The sequence below is a fragment of the Sphingomonas sp. DC4900 genome, assembly GCF_049896485.1.
In the GTDB taxonomy this organism is placed as follows: domain Bacteria; phylum Pseudomonadota; class Alphaproteobacteria; order Sphingomonadales; family Sphingomonadaceae; genus Sphingomonas; species Sphingomonas aquatilis.
Genome location: NZ_JAFCUK010000001.1, coordinates 1 through 14,714, shown reverse-complemented (window position 1 = coordinate 14,714; position 14,714 = coordinate 1). Strand labels below are relative to the sequence as shown.

Below are 14,714 nucleotides of genomic sequence, written 5' to 3'. Positions count from 1 at the left end.
AACCGCAACCCGGCTGCTATATATAGACGCCATGTCCTTACGTCCGTGGCGCGACATCGTCCGCCGTCAAAGCCGCCAGATCATGGTCGGCACCGTTCCCGTCGGCGGCGATGCGCCCGTCACCGTGCAGACGATGACCAACACGCCCACCCCCGATATTCGCGCGACGATCGACCAGATCCGCCGCTGCGAGGATGCGGGCGTCGACATCATCCGCGTTTCCTGCCCCGACGTCGAATCGACCGCGGCGCTGAAGCAGATCGTGCGGGGATCGCGCGTGCCGATCGTCGCGGACATCCACTTCCACTACAAGCGCGCGCTGGAGGCAGCAGATGCCGGCGCGGCGTGCCTGCGCATCAATCCCGGCAATATCGGGTCGTCGGAGCGCGTCGCCGAAGTCGTCCGCGCCGCCAAGGCCAATGGCTGTGCGATCCGCATCGGCGTCAACGGCGGCAGCCTTGAAAAGGACCTGCTCGAAAAATACGGCGAGCCGTGCCCGGATGCGCTGGTGGAAAGCGCGCTCGATCACATCAAGCTGCTGCAGGACCACGATTTCCACGAATATAAGGTCGCGGTGAAGGCGTCGGACCTGTTCCTGGCGGTCGCGGCCTATCAGCAGCTCGCCGAAGCAGTGGATTGCCCGCTGCACCTCGGCATCACCGAAGCAGGCGGCTTCGTCGGCGGCACCGTAAAGTCGGCGATCGGGATCGGCAGCCTGCTCTGGTACGGGATCGGCGACACGATCCGCGTTTCACTCTCCGCCGAGCCGGAGGACGAGGTGCGCGTCGGCTTCGAAATCTTGAAGGCGCTCGGCATCCGCAACCGCGGCGTGCGTGTCGTGTCGTGCCCGTCGTGCGCGCGGCAGGGGTTCGACGTGATCCGTACCGTGCAGGCGCTTGAGGAACGGCTCCAGCACATCCGCACGCCGATGAGCCTGTCGGTGCTCGGCTGCGTCGTCAACGGCCCCGGCGAAGCGCGCGAGACCGACATCGGCATCACCGGCGGCGGCAACGGCAAGCACATGGTCTATCTTTCCGGCGTGACCAACCACCATGTGCAGGACGAAGGCATGATCGACCACATCGTCCGCCTGGTCGAAGCCAAGGCGGCGGAGATCGAGGCAGCGTCGGCCGAGTCGCAGGTCGTGGCGGCGGAATAGGTCCTGTGCTATAGGTCAGGACCTGGAGGTTCTGACATGACCTATCATGCCAAGGTAATCGCGGGCGGCAAGGTGGTGATCCCGGCGGATATCCGCCGCGAGCTCGGCATCAAGGACGGCGATTCGCTGGTCATCGATCGCGACGCCAAGGGCGCCGTCGTGTTGCGAACGCGTGAGCAAATCGTCGATGACGTCCGGCAATCCTTCCGATCGATGCGAGAAGATATCGCTCCGCACGGCAGCGTCGTCGCCGAGCTGCTCGAAGACCGCGCGATGGAGGCGCGGCGCGAGGCAGGCGAGACGGGCGCGTGAGCACCCTTGTCATCGATGCCTCCGCCATTCTCGCGATGATCTTCGATGAGGCGGGCGGCGACATGGTCGCGGACGTCTGCGATGGCGCTGTGCTGAACGCCGTCAATCTCGATGAGGTGCTCCATAAGGTTGCACGCCGCGGCATGGATCCGATTCTGGTCGAAACGCAACTCTCGCGGTTGGGCATTTCGGTCGTCGCGTTCGATGCCCGTCAGGCTCGAATTTCGGCAGCCCTTCATTCGCAGCTGACCGGGGCCGATACGTCCTTTGCCGATCGAGCCTGTCTGTCGATGGGACTGATGCTGGATGCCACCGTCCTGACCGCTGATGCCAAATGGATGGGACTGGGACTGGATGTCGACATCCGCCTGATCCGATGAGCCGCGCCACATCCCCCGTCACCGCCTTCGGCGTCGCTGCAGGCGGGATTGCCGTCTACGCAGGGATGGACGCCATCATGAAAGGGCTGTCCATTGCGAGCGGCGCCTATTTTGCGGTGCTCTGGCGATCGGTGGCGGGGGTGGCGTTGCTGGCGCCGATCTTCATCGCGCGGGGCGGGCGGTGGCCGGCGTGGGCGGCGCTGCGGTTGCATTTGGCGCGCGGCAGCGTCGGTGGGGCGTCGGTGCTGCTGTTCTTCTGGGGCCTCGTGCGCGTGCCGATGGCGCAGGGCGTGGCGCTGACCTTCCTCGCGCCGCTGATCGCGCTGTTCCTGGCCGCGCTGACGCTCGGCGAACGCATCCAGCGCAGTGCGATCGGTGGGTCGCTGGTCGCAAGCCTCGGTGTGTTCGCGATCGCCGCGGGTCAGGTACAGGCGCGCGCGTCGGAGGATATGGTGCTCGGCAGCGTCGCGATTCTGATCGCGTCGATCCTCTATGCGGGCAGCCTGATCCTGCTGCGACGGCAGGCGCAGGCGGCCGATCCGCTGGAGGTGGCGCTGTTCACCAGCATCGTGTTGGGCGGACTGCTGCTGATCGGCGCACCCTGGTTCGCCGGCGTGCCGCGCGTCGAGCAGCTGCCCGCGATTGCCGCATCGGCGGCGCTGGGATCGGTGTCGGCGGTCGCGCTCGCCTGGGCCTATGCGCGTGCCGAGGCGCAGGTGCTGGCGCCCGTCGAATATACCGCCTTCGTCTGGTCCGCCTTGTTCGGCTGGCTGGTCTTCGCCGAGCGCGTGTCGCCGTGGACGGTCGCGGGCGCCGTGCTCATCATCGCCGGGTGCCTGGTCGCGGTGCGCCGCCCCATCCCCGCCCCGCAAACGGAAGCATCGTTATGACCGACATCCCGATCCGCCCCGCAACGCCCGACGATGTCGCGACGATCCTGCGCTTCGTGCAGGACCTCGCCGCGTTCGAGCGTGAGCCCGATGCGGTCGAGGCGACCGAGGCGATGCTTGGCGAGGCGCTATTCGGGCAGCAGCCGGCGGCGGAAGCGGTGATCGCCGAAGAGGCGGGGGCGCCGGTCGGCTTCGCGCTGTTCTTCCACAATTTTTCGACGTGGAAGGGGCGGCGCGGCCTGTATCTGGAGGATCTGTACGTGACGCCGGCAGCACGCGGGAAGGGCGTGGGCGGCGCGCTGCTGCGCCATCTCGCTGGCATAGCCGTGGAGCGAAACTGCGCGCGCTTCGAATGGGCGGTGCTCGACTGGAATGTCGATGCGATCGCGGTCTACCGCCGGATGGGGGCGGTGGGGCTGGAGGACTGGACGGTGCAGCGCGTCGAGGGTGAGGCGCTCAGGCGGATGGCAGGGGCCTGATTTCTCCCCAGGCGGGGAGGGGGTTGCGCGGCGCTCACAGAGGGGTGGTGGGGAGAATAAGCGATTGTGCGTGCAGCACGGGCGCCGCGTCCCTCCCCCTCCGTCAGCGCGTGCGCGCTGCCACCTCCCCCTGGCGGGGGAGGTGTTCGGTTGCTTGCGGCGTGAAAAAGGGGCGTTGCGCGTGGCGCCGCCCCCTCCACCACCGGCTACGCCGGCGGTCCCCCTCCCCCGCTAACGCGAGGGAGGAATTTTGGCGTGGATCAGTCGCGGCCGGGGACGTCGTGGTCGTGCGGCTCTTCGCCCTGCTTCTTCGCGGCGTCGTAGCGGTCGATCGCTTCCATCACGATGCGGCGCGCTTCCTCGCGGTCGCCCCAGGTGCCGATGCGCACCCACTTCTTCTTCTCCAGATCCTTATAGTGGGTGAAGAAGTGTTCGATCTGTTCGAAGACGATCTCGGGCAGATCGTCCTTTTCACCGACGTTCGAATAATAGGGGAAGGTCGAATCGACCGGGACGCAGACGAGCTTTTCGTCGCCGCCGGCTTCGTCTTCCAGATTCAGCACCGCGATCGGACGCGCGCGCACGACGCAGCCCGGGATGAACGGCGAGCGCGCGACGACGAGCGCGTCGAGCGGATCGCCGTCCGGCGACAGCGTGTGCGGCACGAAGCCGTAGTTCGCCGGATAGCGCATCGGCGTATGCAGGATGCGATCGACGAACAGCGCGCCCGACGCCTTGTCGAACTCATATTTGACCGGCTCGCCGCCGGTCGGCACCTCGATGATGACGTTGAGGTCGTCGGGCGGGCTCTTGCCGACCGGAATCAGATCGATACGCATGAAAGTCCCTTGATAATCCTATGCCTGCTGCCCCTCAGCGCGGCATCAGAAGCTTGTCGAGTCCGGTTTCGCCGGTGCCAGTCTTCTGGAGGCGCGGATAGCGGGGACCGCCGTGATAGTCGATGGCGACTTCGCGATAACGCGGCCCGCTCTTGACCAGCAGCTTGATCGGCTCCTTCGAGGTCTGTGCCGCGACGATCGCCGCCTTCAGCACGTCGCCGCTATAGGCGGTGCCGTTGACCGCCTGAATGACGGTGCCGACGTCCATCCCCGCCTTGAACGCCGGGCTGTCCCAGATCACCGCGGTCGCCTCCCCATCCTTGGCCACCGACAGGCCGATCGAATAGGTGACGTTCACGCCGCCGCTCTTTTCGGCGTTGGTGAAGTATTTCGTCGGTTCGGCGGTGTAGACGAGCTTGTAGCCGTTCATCGCGAAGCCATCGACCGGCGCGGGCTGGCCCGTCTCGGTCAGGCGCTTGGTGAGGAAGCTTGCCCAGTCATAGGGCACGATGCCGTTCAGCGTGTTGGCGACGTCGTCGAACGTATAGGTCACCTCACCCCAGTCGCCGTTGCGGATGCCGAAGAAGGCCTTGGCGAAATCGTCGATCGACTTGGTGCCGCCCGACTTCTGGCGGAGCATTGCGTCGACTTCCATCCAGACCATCAGGCCTTCGTTGTAATAGTCTTCGCTGCGCTGCCAGCTGGTCCAGCCCTTGGGCCGGCGTGCCGAGATGATGGGATCGTTGGTCGTGTCGATCAGGTCGCGCCACTGGCGCGCCGGGGCGAGATCGTAGCTGCCGGCGATGCCCGCATAGGCGTCCAGCGTGTCCTGCTTGCTGACGAGACCCGAGCGCGCCTGGAGCACATAGCCCCAGAATTGCGTCTGCCCTTCATAGACCCACAGCGACTTGTCGCGCATCGGCGTGCGATAGTCGGGCGTCCACAGCTCGGCACCCCGGCGGAACTTGCCGTCCCAGCTGTGGGTGAATTCGTGCGGCAGCAGGTTGCGGCGGCCGGGGCTGGCGTTCCATTCGGTGAAATAGCCCGGCGTCACGCCGTTCTCCGACGAGCGGTGATGCTCCAGCCCGATGCCGCCCAGCTGGTCGCTGATCGACAGCAGGAATTCGTAATGGTCGTAATGATGCGCGCCGAACGTCTTTTCGGCCTGCTCGACCAGCCGCTTGTGCGCGTCGATCTGCTCGGGCGTCGCGGCGAGTTCCTTGGGATCGTCGGCGAAGACGTTGAGGTTCACGCGCTCCGACAGCGGCCACGTCTTGCCGTAGCGGCCGGCGAGCAGCGGCGAATCGACGAGAATCTCGTAATTCGTCTTGTCGTAGACGTAGGTTGAGCCGTTCGCCTTGGCCGGCACCGCGCCCGCCGCGGTCCAGCCGGTCGGGAACTTCACCGTCATCTGGATCGGGATCTGACGGGTGAAATAGCCCGCAGGATACAGGCTGACCGAATTGGGTTCGAGGCTGATCATGTTGGGCGTCGCGACGATGCGGCCCTGATCGGGCTTGGTGGCCGAAATGAACTGGAATTCGACGTCCAGATTGCGCGCGCCCTGCGGCACGTCGATATGGAAGGCGAAGACGTCGACCATGTCGCGCGTCCACGGAATGACGCGGCCATTCGCCTTGATGACGAGGCCGGCTAGCTTCTCGATCTCACCGCGCGGGCTATGCGCGCCGGGCAGCCACTTGGGGAACAGCAGCGCCATCGGCCCCGCCTTGGCGACGGGGATCGTCTCCTTCACGCGGAAGATGCCCTGTTCGGTGTTGGTCGCATCGACGTTGAGCAGGATCGTGCCGGGATAGGGCGTATCCTGCGGCGCCGGGATCGTGTCGACGAAGGGCACCGGCTGCGGTGCCGAATTGCCCGGCGGGACCTGTGCAAGGGCCGGCGCGGCGGTGGACAGGAGCAGGGAGGCGACGGCGATGGAACGGAGCATGGCGAGCCTTCGGCAAGAAACGAATACGCCGGTGTAAGCTTCGCAAAGCCGCGGCGTCCAGCCCTTACGCGGGCAACGGGGAATTCCGCCCCGTGATCTGGCACCATCCGATATCCACACCCGTCATCCCGGCCTTGAGCCGGGATCCCGCTTCTTCTTTCCCTGTGGGCAACAGCGGGACCCCGGATCAAATCCGGGGTGACGAGACGAGAAGGACTTAGTTTCCGCCGCCGCCCAGCACGTTAATGGTGAAGGCGATCACGCCAAGATTGAAGACGAAGGCGGCGAGGCACTGTCCCAGCACGACGCGGCGGATGCGCCGCGAGGTGATGGAGACGTCCGACGTCTGGAACGTCATGCCCAGCGTGGCGCTGAAATACAGGAAGTCCCAGTAATCGGGTTCCTTGCACCCCGGAAAGTCGATGCCGCCCGCGTCCCCCTCGCCATCGTCATCGGCGCTGTAGAACAGATGCGCGTAATGCATGGCGTAGACCATGTTCGAAAACAGCCAGCTCAGCGCCAGCGTCGTCACGACCAGCACGATCGCCAGCGTGTCGTTGCGGCCCTTCAGCTCGCCTGCCACCGCGACCAGGATCACGCCCATCGTCGCCGCGGTGATCGCCAGCAGCAGCGCGCGATTGGCGTCGTTCTCGCGCGTCGCCCGCCGCATCCGCGCGGCATTGGCGTGGCGGAACAGCGAGACGAGCGACAGGAGGAAGACGATCGCGGCGGCATCGAACGCCCCCATGATCCCGCGCCCCTTGCCGACGACAGGGATCAGGGCGGCTAGCCCGATGGCGAAGATCGCCCCGAACAGCGCGAAGCGCGGCGGTGCGATGCGGTTGCCGATTCCCCAATAGCGGCGCGGATTGGTCATGTTGGGGTGCTAGCGCTTGGCATCGGCGTCGCCTAGGGTCCAGACCCACAACTGCCAATGACCGTGATCGCGCGGAGCCGCCCGCCGGCAAGGAGCGCAGCGCAGACGCGTGGCTGCGCCACGCGCAAGCAAGCGACGCCGTCCGGCGGGCGGCTCCGCGCGACCGCTGTGCGGCGGGCCGTATTTGGCGCCGGGCGGCGTCGCGCGTCGGTTACGATGCTTCGGCATCGCTCCCTCCCTGCTCCTGGCCTGGCGCCAAATACGGCTCCGTCACGGCCGTTGTCAGTTATGGGTCTGGACCCTAGATACCGCCACCATATGGCCCGTATCGAAACGCCGCGCCGGGTGCGCGGAACCCAGGATATCTTCGGCGACGAGCAGCGCCGTTTCGCGACCGTGATCGAGACGTTCGAACGCGTCCGCCGCCTGTACTGCTTCCAGCGCGTCGACCTGCCGGTGTTCGAGGCGACCGAGGTCTTCGCCCGCTCGATCGGCGAGACGACCGACGTCGTGTCGAAGGAGATGTACACCTTCCCCGACCGCGGCGGCGATTCGCTGACCCTGCGGCCGGAGTTCACCGCGGGTATCGCGCGCGCGTTCCTGACCGAAGGCTGGCAGCAATATGCGCCGCTGAAGGTCGCAACCAGCGGTGCGGTGTTCCGATACGAACGCCCGCAGAAGGGGCGGTATCGTCAGTTCCACCAGATCGACGCCGAGATTTTGGGCGCGCCCGAGCCGGCGGCGGATGTCGAGCTGCTGGTGATGGCGGACCAGCTGCTGCACGAGCTGGGCATTGCCGAGGGCGTGACGTTGCAGCTCAATACCTTGGGCGACGCCGAGACGCGGGACGCATGGCGCGCGGGCCTCGTCGCGCATTTCGAAGCGCATCGCGGGGCGCTGTCCGAAGACAGCCTGACCCGGCTCGAGAAGAACCCGATGCGCATCCTCGATTCGAAGGACCCACGCGACCGGCCGATCGCCGATGCGGCGCCCGATATCGACGCCTATCTGACCGATGAAGCGCGCGCGTTCTTCGATGCGGTGACGGCGGGGCTGGATGCGGCGGGGGTGCGGTGGACGCGCAACCCGCGGCTGGTGCGCGGGCTGGACTATTACCGGCACACGGCGTTCGAGTTCGTCACCGACCGGCTGGGCGCGCAGGGCACGGTGCTCGCCGGCGGGCGGTACGATGGGCTGGTCGAGAGCCTAGGCGGCGCACCCACCGCGGGCGTCGGCTGGGCGGCTGGCGTCGAGCGGCTGGCGATGTTGCTGGACGAGCCGGCGAAGGCGACGATCGATGCGGTGATCGTGCCCATGGGGGCGGCCGCAGAAGCGCGGGCGCTCGGTCTGCTTGCCGATCTGCGGCGCGGCGGCGTTGCGGTCGACATGGCGTATAAGGGCAAGATGAAGCAGCGGCTCGCCAAGGCGGATGCCCTCGGCGCGCGCTATGCCCTTATCCTGGGCGACGACGAACTGGCGGCGGGCGTCGTGGCGGTGAAGGATCTGGCGACGGGGGACCAGCGGAAGGTCGCCTTTGCGGACGTGGCCGAGGCGCTGCGATGACCCCCGTCGTCATCCCCGCGCAGGCGGGGATCCATAACCGCTGCCGTCTGGCAGGAGCCGCAGCGTCTGCGCGTCTGGATTCCCGCCTGCGCGGGAATGACGGAGTGGGAGCGGCACGCGCATGACCACCATCTCCCCCGAACGGATCGCGCAGATCGAGGCGCGGCGGGACGAGTTGCAGGCGCAGATGGCGACCGGCGACCTGCCCTCCGACCGCTTCGTCGCGGTGTCGAAGGAATATGCCGAGCTGGAACCCGTCGCGCAGGCGGCGAGCGAGGTGCGGCGGCTGCGGCAGGAGGCGGACAGCCTCGCCTATATGGCGGAGGATACCGGCGACGAGGAATTGCGCAGCCTGGCGGCGGAGGAGTTGCGCGACAACGCCCGCGCGCTGGAGGCAGCGGACCGGCGGCTCGCGCTCGCGCTGCTGCCGCGCGATGCGGCGGACGAACGCGCGGCGATGCTCGAAATCCGCGCCGGCACCGGCGGTGACGAGGCGGCGCTGTTCGCGGGCGACCTGTTGCGCATGTACCAGCGCTATGCCGAAACACAGGGCTGGCGGGTCGAGGTGATCTCCAGCTCGTCGTCCGATGCGGGCGGGTTCAAGGAAGTCGTCGCCAGCGTCACCGGCACGGGCGTGTTCGCGAAACTGAAGTTCGAGGCGGGCGTCCATCGCGTCCAGCGCGTGCCCGTCACCGAGGCGGGCGGACGCATCCACACCTCCGCCGCCACCGTCGCGGTGCTGCCCGAAGCCGAAGAGGTCGACGTGCGCATCGACGACAAGGACCTGCGCATCGACGTGTACCGTTCGTCGGGCCCCGGCGGCCAGTCGGTCAACACCACCGACAGCGCGGTGCGCATCACGCACTTGCCGACCGGCCTCGTCGTGATCCAGCAGGATGAAAAGTCGCAGCACAAGAACAAGGCCAAGGCGCTGAAGGTGCTGCGCACGCGCCTGTACGAAGCCGAACGCGAGCGGCTGGCGAGCGAACGCTCGGGCACGCGACGCGCGATGGTGGGATCGGGCGACCGATCCGAGCGCATCCGGACGTACAATTTCCCGCAAGGCCGCGTGACGGACCATCGCATCAACCTGACGCTGCATCGCCTGCCCGAAATCCTGCAGGGCGAGATGGACGAACTGATCGGCGCGCTGATCGCCGAGGACGAGGCGGAGCGGCTGGCGTCGCTGGATGGGTGAGGGCGCGGGGCCCCGCTTCCTTCCTCCGTCATCCCGGCGAACGCCGGGATCCATGGACGGCGGTGTGGCCAGCGTAAGGGTGAAACCGATGCGTCGCGTGTCCATGGTTCCCGGCGTTCGCCGGGATGACGAAGCGGGTGGACGGTGAGCGCCGCCAACCTCCGCACTGCGCTCGCCGACGCCACCGCGCGCTTCGGCTTTTCCCCCACCGCGCGGCTCGATGCGGAATTGCTCATGGCGCACGCGCTGGGGATCGATCGCAACGCGCTGCTGCTCGACATGGAGCGGCCCGTCCCCGCCACCTTTGCAGGCCTGGTCGAACGGCGCGCCGCGCACGAGCCGGTGGCCTATATTACCGGCACGCGCGGCTTCTGGACGATCGACCTATCCGTCGGTCCCGGCGCGTTGGTGCCGCGACCCGACAGCGAGACGCTGCTGATCGCCGCGCTCGCGCATTTCGGCAACCGCGCGCCCGCGACCGTGCTCGATCTCGGCACCGGTCCGGGGACGCTGTTGCTCGCCGCCCTCGACGAATGGCCGGCGCACGGGATCGGTGTCGATCGCTCCGCGCAGGCGCTGGCGTTCGCCACATCCAACGCCGTCACATTGGGGATGGCGCACCGCACCGCCTTCGTCCGCGGCGACTGGGCGGCGGCGATCGATGCGCGCTTCGATCTCGTCCTCGCCAACCCGCCCTATATCGGCACCGACGAGCCGCTGCCCGACGAAGTGCGCCGCCACGAACCGGGCTCCGCCTTGTTTGCGGGCACCGATGGCCTCGACGATTATCGCCTGCTTGCGGCGCAACTCGCGCGGTTGATCGCGCCCGGCGGCTGTGCGGCGGTGGAGATCGGCCATACCCAGGCCGCGGCGGTCGCCGCGCTGTTTGATGCAGCCGGCCTCGACAGCGTCGTCCATCGCGATCTGGGGCAGCGCGACCGCTGCCTTCTCGTCACGCCCCGCGCCGCCGGTTGAAAGATGGCACGACCATCCACATATTTCGCTTGTAGGAACGCCCTCGCGCCAGCTATTGGTCGGGCCGGGGCAAGCACCATCGACGATCACAAGGGGTCGTAGGACGGTCACCCGCATTCTTTCGTCATCAGGTCGCCGCATGGGCGGGGGCCGTGACAGGCTCCAGCGTCGCCTCGAAGGGCACGCCGCGGACGCAAAGGATGGCACCGTTTGACCGTGCGTCAGGCCCGAAGGGCCGGATTGGTTTTGAGGACCATTACTCAGATCATGGGACATCAGCTTGATTAACAATCGGCAGAACGGCCGCCGTCGCGGCCGTGGTGGCAACAACGGCGGCGGCAACAACGGGCCGCGGCAGGGTGGCCAGGGGCGTCCCGACAACGGCAACCGCATCGATAGCCGCGCACGCGGCAACGCGAACCAGCTGTTCGAGAAGTACAAGAACCTCGCCATGGAGGCGCAGCGCCAGGGCGACCGCGTCAACACCGAATATTATCTGCAGTTCGCCGACCATTATTTCCGCGTGCTCGCCGATCAGCGCGGCCGCTTCGAGGATAATCAGCCGCGCCGCCAGCAGCCGTTCGACCTGAACGACGACGAGGATTACGGCGACGAAGGCGAACCGATCCGGGCCGGCGAGCAGGACGGTGAGGTGCAGGCGCGCGATGGGCAGGGCCGCGAGGATCGCCCGCAGCGCCAGAGCCGCGACCGTCAGGATCGCCAGGATCGCGACCGCCAGGACGGCGACCAGCGCCAGGGCCGGACCTGGGACGATCGCGGCAATCGCGAAGAGCGCGGCAATCGCGACGATCGCCAGCAGCGTGACGATCGCCCTCAGCGTGAAGACCGTCCCCAGCGCGAGGACCGCGTCCGCCGGCCCCGCTTCGAGGCGGAGCAGGCGCCGGTCGAGGTTGCCGGCCAGCATCGTGCCGATCCGATCGCAGAGGGCGAATCGCTCACCGAGCGCGCCGAGACCGTGATCGCCGCCGACGCCCCCGCGCCCAAGCGCCGCGGTCGCCCGCGTCGGGATGCGCAGGTCGAAGCGCCCGCGGCCGAGGATCAGGGCAATGGCGTCGACGCCGATCGCCTGCCGCCCTCGCTCAACATCGCTGCGGCGAACGATTCCGACGAAGAGGCGCCCAAGCCGCGCCGCCGTCGCACCCCGCGCACGCCCGCGGTGGAAGTGCCCGCCGCCGAATAAGCGCGCGCTATCCGAACGCCAGAAGGGGCCGGTTCCGACGAGGAGCCGGCCCTTTTTGCTTTGGTGGTCGCGGCACTCACCCGGAAACGCCGCTCCTGCACCGGCGGGCGTTCGCCGCAACGCATGCGGGGGGAGCGCCGCGTGACCCCGCTCACGCCGACGAGGGGATCGTTATGCAAAGATGCGGGGGGACGCGTGCCTCTGCGCCCGCCGCCTAGCGATCGTGCCGCGGTCCCGGCGCGGGCGGATCGTGGCGCTCGACGTGTTCGTCATGCCCGGTGCCCGAACTCAGGAACACCAGACCCATCAGCGCGCCGGCGAGCGCGATCGATCCGCCGACCCCGCCAATTACCGCCGCCATGGTGATCAGCCGCAACGGCCCATGCACCCAGGCAAGGCCGACGATCGCGCCCGCGCTGCACGCCGCGGCGACGGCGATCATCCACGCCATGATGCTGCGAAACCGCGCCCAGGCGTGCGCCGCGAGCGCGGGATCGTCCAGTCCGGCGGGGCGCTGATCCATGGCTTTGCCAATGACGCGCAAACATGATCTGCTCAACCCCGATCCGGCCCGAAGAGTCGGACGGGACCGAGTCGGATGTGACGGAGGAGGATGAACATGACGATCGCGGCAATCCTGCGCACCAAGGGCGACGATGTCATCGCGCTGACCCCGCAGACGCGCGTCGGCGAGGCGGTGGCGGTGCTGGCGGAGAAGCGGATCGGCGCGGTGCCGGTCTGCGACGATGGCGTGCCGGTGGGCATCTTCTCCGAACGCGACGTCGTTCATTGCCTGGCGCAAGCCGGCGCGGGCGCGCTCGACCGGCCGTTGTCCGAGGTGATGACGCAGCCCGTGCAGAGCGTCGGCGCGCAGGAAAACGTCATCGGCGCACTGTCGCTGATGACGCGGCGGCGCATCCGTCATCTGCCGGTGGTCGAGGACGGGCGGATGGTCGGCTTCGTCTCGATCGGCGATCTGGTCAAATACCGCATCGACCGGATCGAGGCGGATGCCGCAGCGATGCGCGACTATATCCAGCAGGGATAGGACGGGTCGAACGGCGCTGTCAGGCGGGCAGCGGCCGCTTGCGCAGGATCGCGATCAGCTCGCGCACCGTGCCGCGCGCGAACAGCGCGAGCCAGCCGCCATAGGTCGCGGCCCCCACGCCGACGAGGATCGCCAGCTGCACCGGCGGCGCCAGCGGCGGCAGCAGCGCTTCCACCAGTCGGACGACGCCCGCCATCACGGCGGCGGCGACTACCGCTGGCGCGACCGCCCGGATCAGCGCCAGCGGTGCGACGCCGATCACCGGCAGCGACCGCCAGCTGCTCACCGCCAGATACACCGGGTAGGCCACCACCCAGCTCCATGCGAGCCCGACCGGCCCCCAATGCACCCCGACCAGGAAGGTCGTGGCGAGCACCAGCGCGCCGAACGCGCCGTTGCGCGCACCGATTCCCGGCCGCCCGCGCGCATCGCAGGCGGGGGAATAGAGGACCTGGATCGTCATGAACGGCATCGCCAGCGCGATGATCTGCACCACCGGCGCCACCTCCACCCATTTCGCGTCGAGCACCGTCAGCACCAGCGGATAGGCGGTGACGGCAAGGCCGGCGTAGAAGGGCATCGCCGCCAGCATGATGATCCGCACCGATCGCACGAAGGCGCGCGACACCGCGGCGTCGTCATGCTGGATGCGCGCATAGGCGCTGAACGCCACTTCGTTGAGCGGCGGCACGAACTTCGACACGAAGATCTGCGCCAGAAACAGCGCGGTGGTGTAGATGCCGAGCTGGTGGGCGCTGAACCAGCGTCCGCCGATGAACACGTCGGCCTGGCTCTGCAGGAACCAGAAGAACTGCCCCGCCGCCATCACCCCGCCATAGCGGGCGAGGTGGCCGGCGCCGCGAAAGTCGAAGCTCGGCCACATCAGCGATCGGGCGCCCCAGGTCAGCATCGCCGCGCGCACCGCGAACAGCGCGATCGGCGCCCACACCAATGTCCAAACGCCAAGACCGGCGAGCGCGCCCGCGAGCGCCGTCGCCGCACCCGCCAGCGAAGCCGCGACATTGGCGGTCGCCTGCCGCCGGAACTCCATCTGCCGGCTGAGCAGCGCATAGGGCAGCGCTGCAAAGGGGGTGACGCAATAGATCAGCGCCTGCACGCGCAGCAGCTGTGCGACTTCGGGCTGGCGGTAATAGGCGGCGGCGACCGGCGCGAGGATCAGCTGCACGATCGCGAGCGTCCCGTTCAGCGCGATCAGCATCCCGAACAGCTGCCGCGTCTGATGCGGCGTCACGTCGTCGCGCTGGATCAGCCCGCTCGCTAGGCCGTAGCCATTGAGCATGTTAAGGAACACCAGCACGACCGAGGTCATCGCGTACAGGCCGTAATCGCGTGGATCGAGAATCCGGATGACCAGGAAGGTCGCGGCCCATTGCACCGTCTGGGCGAAAATCTGGCTGCCCGATCGCCACAGAATCGCGCGTCGCACCTGATTCTCGAGTGATTCGCGCCGGTTGTCGGCATGATTCGCGGTAGTGGCCATCTGGCGGGGGGTAGGGGAGGGGGTCTTCACATCCCGTAAATCCCAGCTTTTCTGCGGGTTTGCACGTCCCCTGAAAGAAAAATGCAAAAAAGTGTTTGACCGTTCGGAACACCCCGCCTAGAGGGACGTCACCGCAGCGACGGACCACACGGTTCGCTTCTACGGTCACCGAAATCCAGGCGCCGGGGTCGCCCTCCAAAAAGAGGGATTGACTGGGCGTCGGTTTTTGTCGGCTCTTTGACATTGTAGGTAAGATGAAGGGACATGTGGGCGGCGGCTCGTGTGTTTTGGGTCCTCAAGGCTCGAAGCGCACGTTAAGCTAACAAGCCGTTCCATGTCCT

At 67.6% G+C, this 14,714-nt stretch carries 15 protein-coding genes; 10 read left to right on the top strand and 5 right to left on the bottom strand.

Annotated features, from left to right (window positions below):
• The first annotated feature begins 31 nt into the window (after positions 1–31).
• The 5 genes from ispG to ACP690_RS00055 are packed head-to-tail and all read left to right on the top strand — an operon-like array spanning position 32 to position 3,220.
• Positions 32–1,159 (top strand): flavodoxin-dependent (E)-4-hydroxy-3-methylbut-2-enyl-diphosphate synthase, encoded by a 1,128-nt coding sequence (gene ispG, locus ACP690_RS00075; protein WP_426259772.1) that lies wholly within the window; start codon positions 32–34, stop codon positions 1,157–1,159.
• A gap of 36 nt (positions 1,160–1,195) precedes the next feature.
• Positions 1,196–1,471: an AbrB/MazE/SpoVT family DNA-binding domain-containing protein gene (locus ACP690_RS00070; RefSeq protein WP_017980667.1), complete on the top strand. Its 276-nt coding sequence runs from the start codon at positions 1,196–1,198 to the stop codon at positions 1,469–1,471.
• Positions 1,468–1,851 carry a type II toxin-antitoxin system VapC family toxin gene (locus tag ACP690_RS00065; protein WP_426259771.1) on the top strand — a complete coding sequence of 128 codons (384 nt, stop codon included), beginning with the start codon at positions 1,468–1,470 and terminating at the stop codon, positions 1,849–1,851. Before ACP690_RS00070 ends, ACP690_RS00065 begins: the two co-directional genes overlap by 4 nt.
• Positions 1,848–2,741, top strand: a complete 894-nt coding sequence (locus tag ACP690_RS00060; RefSeq protein WP_426259770.1) for a DMT family transporter — start codon at positions 1,848–1,850, stop codon at positions 2,739–2,741. The genes ACP690_RS00065 and ACP690_RS00060 overlap by 4 nt, the downstream gene beginning before the upstream one ends.
• A complete protein-coding gene (locus ACP690_RS00055; RefSeq protein ID WP_426259769.1) occupies positions 2,738–3,220 on the top strand; it encodes a GNAT family N-acetyltransferase in 483 nt (160 codons plus the stop codon). The genes ACP690_RS00060 and ACP690_RS00055 overlap by 4 nt, the downstream gene beginning before the upstream one ends.
• 260 nt (positions 3,221–3,480) lie before the next feature.
• On the opposite strand, the gene ppa is transcribed toward ACP690_RS00055, so the two are convergent.
• The 3 genes from ppa to ACP690_RS00040 form a co-directional block, all read right to left on the bottom strand.
• The gene (gene ppa, locus ACP690_RS00050; RefSeq protein WP_017980671.1) at positions 3,481–4,059 is read right to left on the bottom strand and encodes an inorganic diphosphatase; all 579 of its coding nucleotides are present in this window, start codon (positions 4,057–4,059) and stop codon (positions 3,481–3,483) included.
• Between the two features lie 34 nt (positions 4,060–4,093).
• A complete protein-coding gene (locus tag ACP690_RS00045; protein WP_043061174.1) occupies positions 4,094–6,010 on the bottom strand; it encodes a M61 family metallopeptidase in 1,917 nt (638 codons plus the stop codon).
• A 217-nt stretch (positions 6,011–6,227) separates the two neighbouring features.
• On the bottom strand, positions 6,228–6,887 hold the full coding sequence (locus ACP690_RS00040; protein WP_426259768.1) for a DUF1345 domain-containing protein: 660 nt from the start codon (positions 6,885–6,887) through the stop codon (positions 6,228–6,230).
• A gap of 318 nt (positions 6,888–7,205) precedes the next feature.
• Here ACP690_RS00040 and hisS point away from each other — a divergent pair, with 318 nt between their 5' ends.
• The 4 genes from hisS (at position 7,206) to ACP690_RS00020 (ending at position 11,824) form a co-directional block, all read left to right on the top strand.
• The gene (hisS, locus tag ACP690_RS00035) at positions 7,206–8,450 is read left to right on the top strand and encodes a histidine--tRNA ligase (protein ID WP_426259767.1); all 1,245 of its coding nucleotides are present in this window, start codon (positions 7,206–7,208) and stop codon (positions 8,448–8,450) included.
• 121 nt (positions 8,451–8,571) lie between these two features.
• Positions 8,572–9,648 (top strand): peptide chain release factor 1, encoded by a 1,077-nt coding sequence (prfA, locus tag ACP690_RS00030; RefSeq protein ID WP_017980675.1) that lies wholly within the window; start codon positions 8,572–8,574, stop codon positions 9,646–9,648.
• Between the two features lie 144 nt (positions 9,649–9,792).
• Positions 9,793–10,623 carry a peptide chain release factor N(5)-glutamine methyltransferase gene (prmC, locus tag ACP690_RS00025; protein ID WP_426259766.1) on the top strand — a complete coding sequence of 277 codons (831 nt, stop codon included), beginning with the start codon at positions 9,793–9,795 and terminating at the stop codon, positions 10,621–10,623.
• Positions 10,624–10,903: 280 nt separating this feature from the next.
• Complete coding sequence (locus ACP690_RS00020) at positions 10,904–11,824, top strand: DUF4167 domain-containing protein (RefSeq protein ID WP_426259765.1); 921 nt, start codon at positions 10,904–10,906, stop codon at positions 11,822–11,824.
• 214 nt (positions 11,825–12,038) lie between these two features.
• Here the strand turns inward: ACP690_RS00020 and ACP690_RS00015 are convergent, their stop codons facing one another.
• The gene (locus tag ACP690_RS00015; RefSeq protein ID WP_043061179.1) at positions 12,039–12,347 is read right to left on the bottom strand and encodes a hypothetical protein; all 309 of its coding nucleotides are present in this window, start codon (positions 12,345–12,347) and stop codon (positions 12,039–12,041) included.
• A 96-nt stretch (positions 12,348–12,443) separates the two neighbouring features.
• Between ACP690_RS00015 and ACP690_RS00010 the strand changes: the two genes are divergently transcribed.
• Complete coding sequence (locus tag ACP690_RS00010) at positions 12,444–12,872, top strand: CBS domain-containing protein (RefSeq protein ID WP_018250558.1); 429 nt, start codon at positions 12,444–12,446, stop codon at positions 12,870–12,872.
• Between the two features lie 19 nt (positions 12,873–12,891).
• On the opposite strand, the gene ACP690_RS00005 is transcribed toward ACP690_RS00010, so the two are convergent.
• A complete protein-coding gene (locus ACP690_RS00005; RefSeq protein ID WP_426259764.1) occupies positions 12,892–14,373 on the bottom strand; it encodes a lipopolysaccharide biosynthesis protein in 1,482 nt (493 codons plus the stop codon).
• Positions 14,374–14,714 lie beyond the last annotated feature (341 nt).

Excerpts from the sequence above, each read along its gene's own strand:
- ispG (WP_426259772.1), top strand. The coding sequence starts at position 32 with ATGTCCTTACGTCCGTGGCGCGACATCGTCCGCCGTCAAAGCCGCCAG.
- ACP690_RS00060 (WP_426259770.1), top strand. The coding sequence starts at position 1,848 with ATGAGCCGCGCCACATCCCCCGTCACCGCCTTCGGCGTCGCTGCAGGC.
- hisS (WP_426259767.1), top strand. The coding sequence starts at position 7,206 with ATGGCCCGTATCGAAACGCCGCGCCGGGTGCGCGGAACCCAGGATATC.
- ppa (WP_017980671.1), bottom strand. The coding sequence starts at position 4,059 with ATGCGTATCGATCTGATTCCGGTCGGCAAGAGCCCGCCCGACGACCTC.
- ACP690_RS00005 (WP_426259764.1), bottom strand. The coding sequence starts at position 14,373 with ATGGCCACTACCGCGAATCATGCCGACAACCGGCGCGAATCACTCGAG.
- ACP690_RS00010 (WP_018250558.1), top strand. The coding sequence starts at position 12,444 with ATGACGATCGCGGCAATCCTGCGCACCAAGGGCGACGATGTCATCGCG.
- ACP690_RS00055 (WP_426259769.1), top strand. The coding sequence starts at position 2,738 with ATGACCGACATCCCGATCCGCCCCGCAACGCCCGACGATGTCGCGACG.
- prfA (WP_017980675.1), top strand. The coding sequence starts at position 8,572 with ATGACCACCATCTCCCCCGAACGGATCGCGCAGATCGAGGCGCGGCGG.
- ACP690_RS00070 (WP_017980667.1), top strand. The coding sequence starts at position 1,196 with ATGACCTATCATGCCAAGGTAATCGCGGGCGGCAAGGTGGTGATCCCG.
- ACP690_RS00045 (WP_043061174.1), bottom strand. The coding sequence starts at position 6,010 with ATGCTCCGTTCCATCGCCGTCGCCTCCCTGCTCCTGTCCACCGCCGCG.
- ACP690_RS00040 (WP_426259768.1), bottom strand. The coding sequence starts at position 6,887 with ATGACCAATCCGCGCCGCTATTGGGGAATCGGCAACCGCATCGCACCG.
- ACP690_RS00015 (WP_043061179.1), bottom strand. The coding sequence starts at position 12,347 with ATGGATCAGCGCCCCGCCGGACTGGACGATCCCGCGCTCGCGGCGCAC.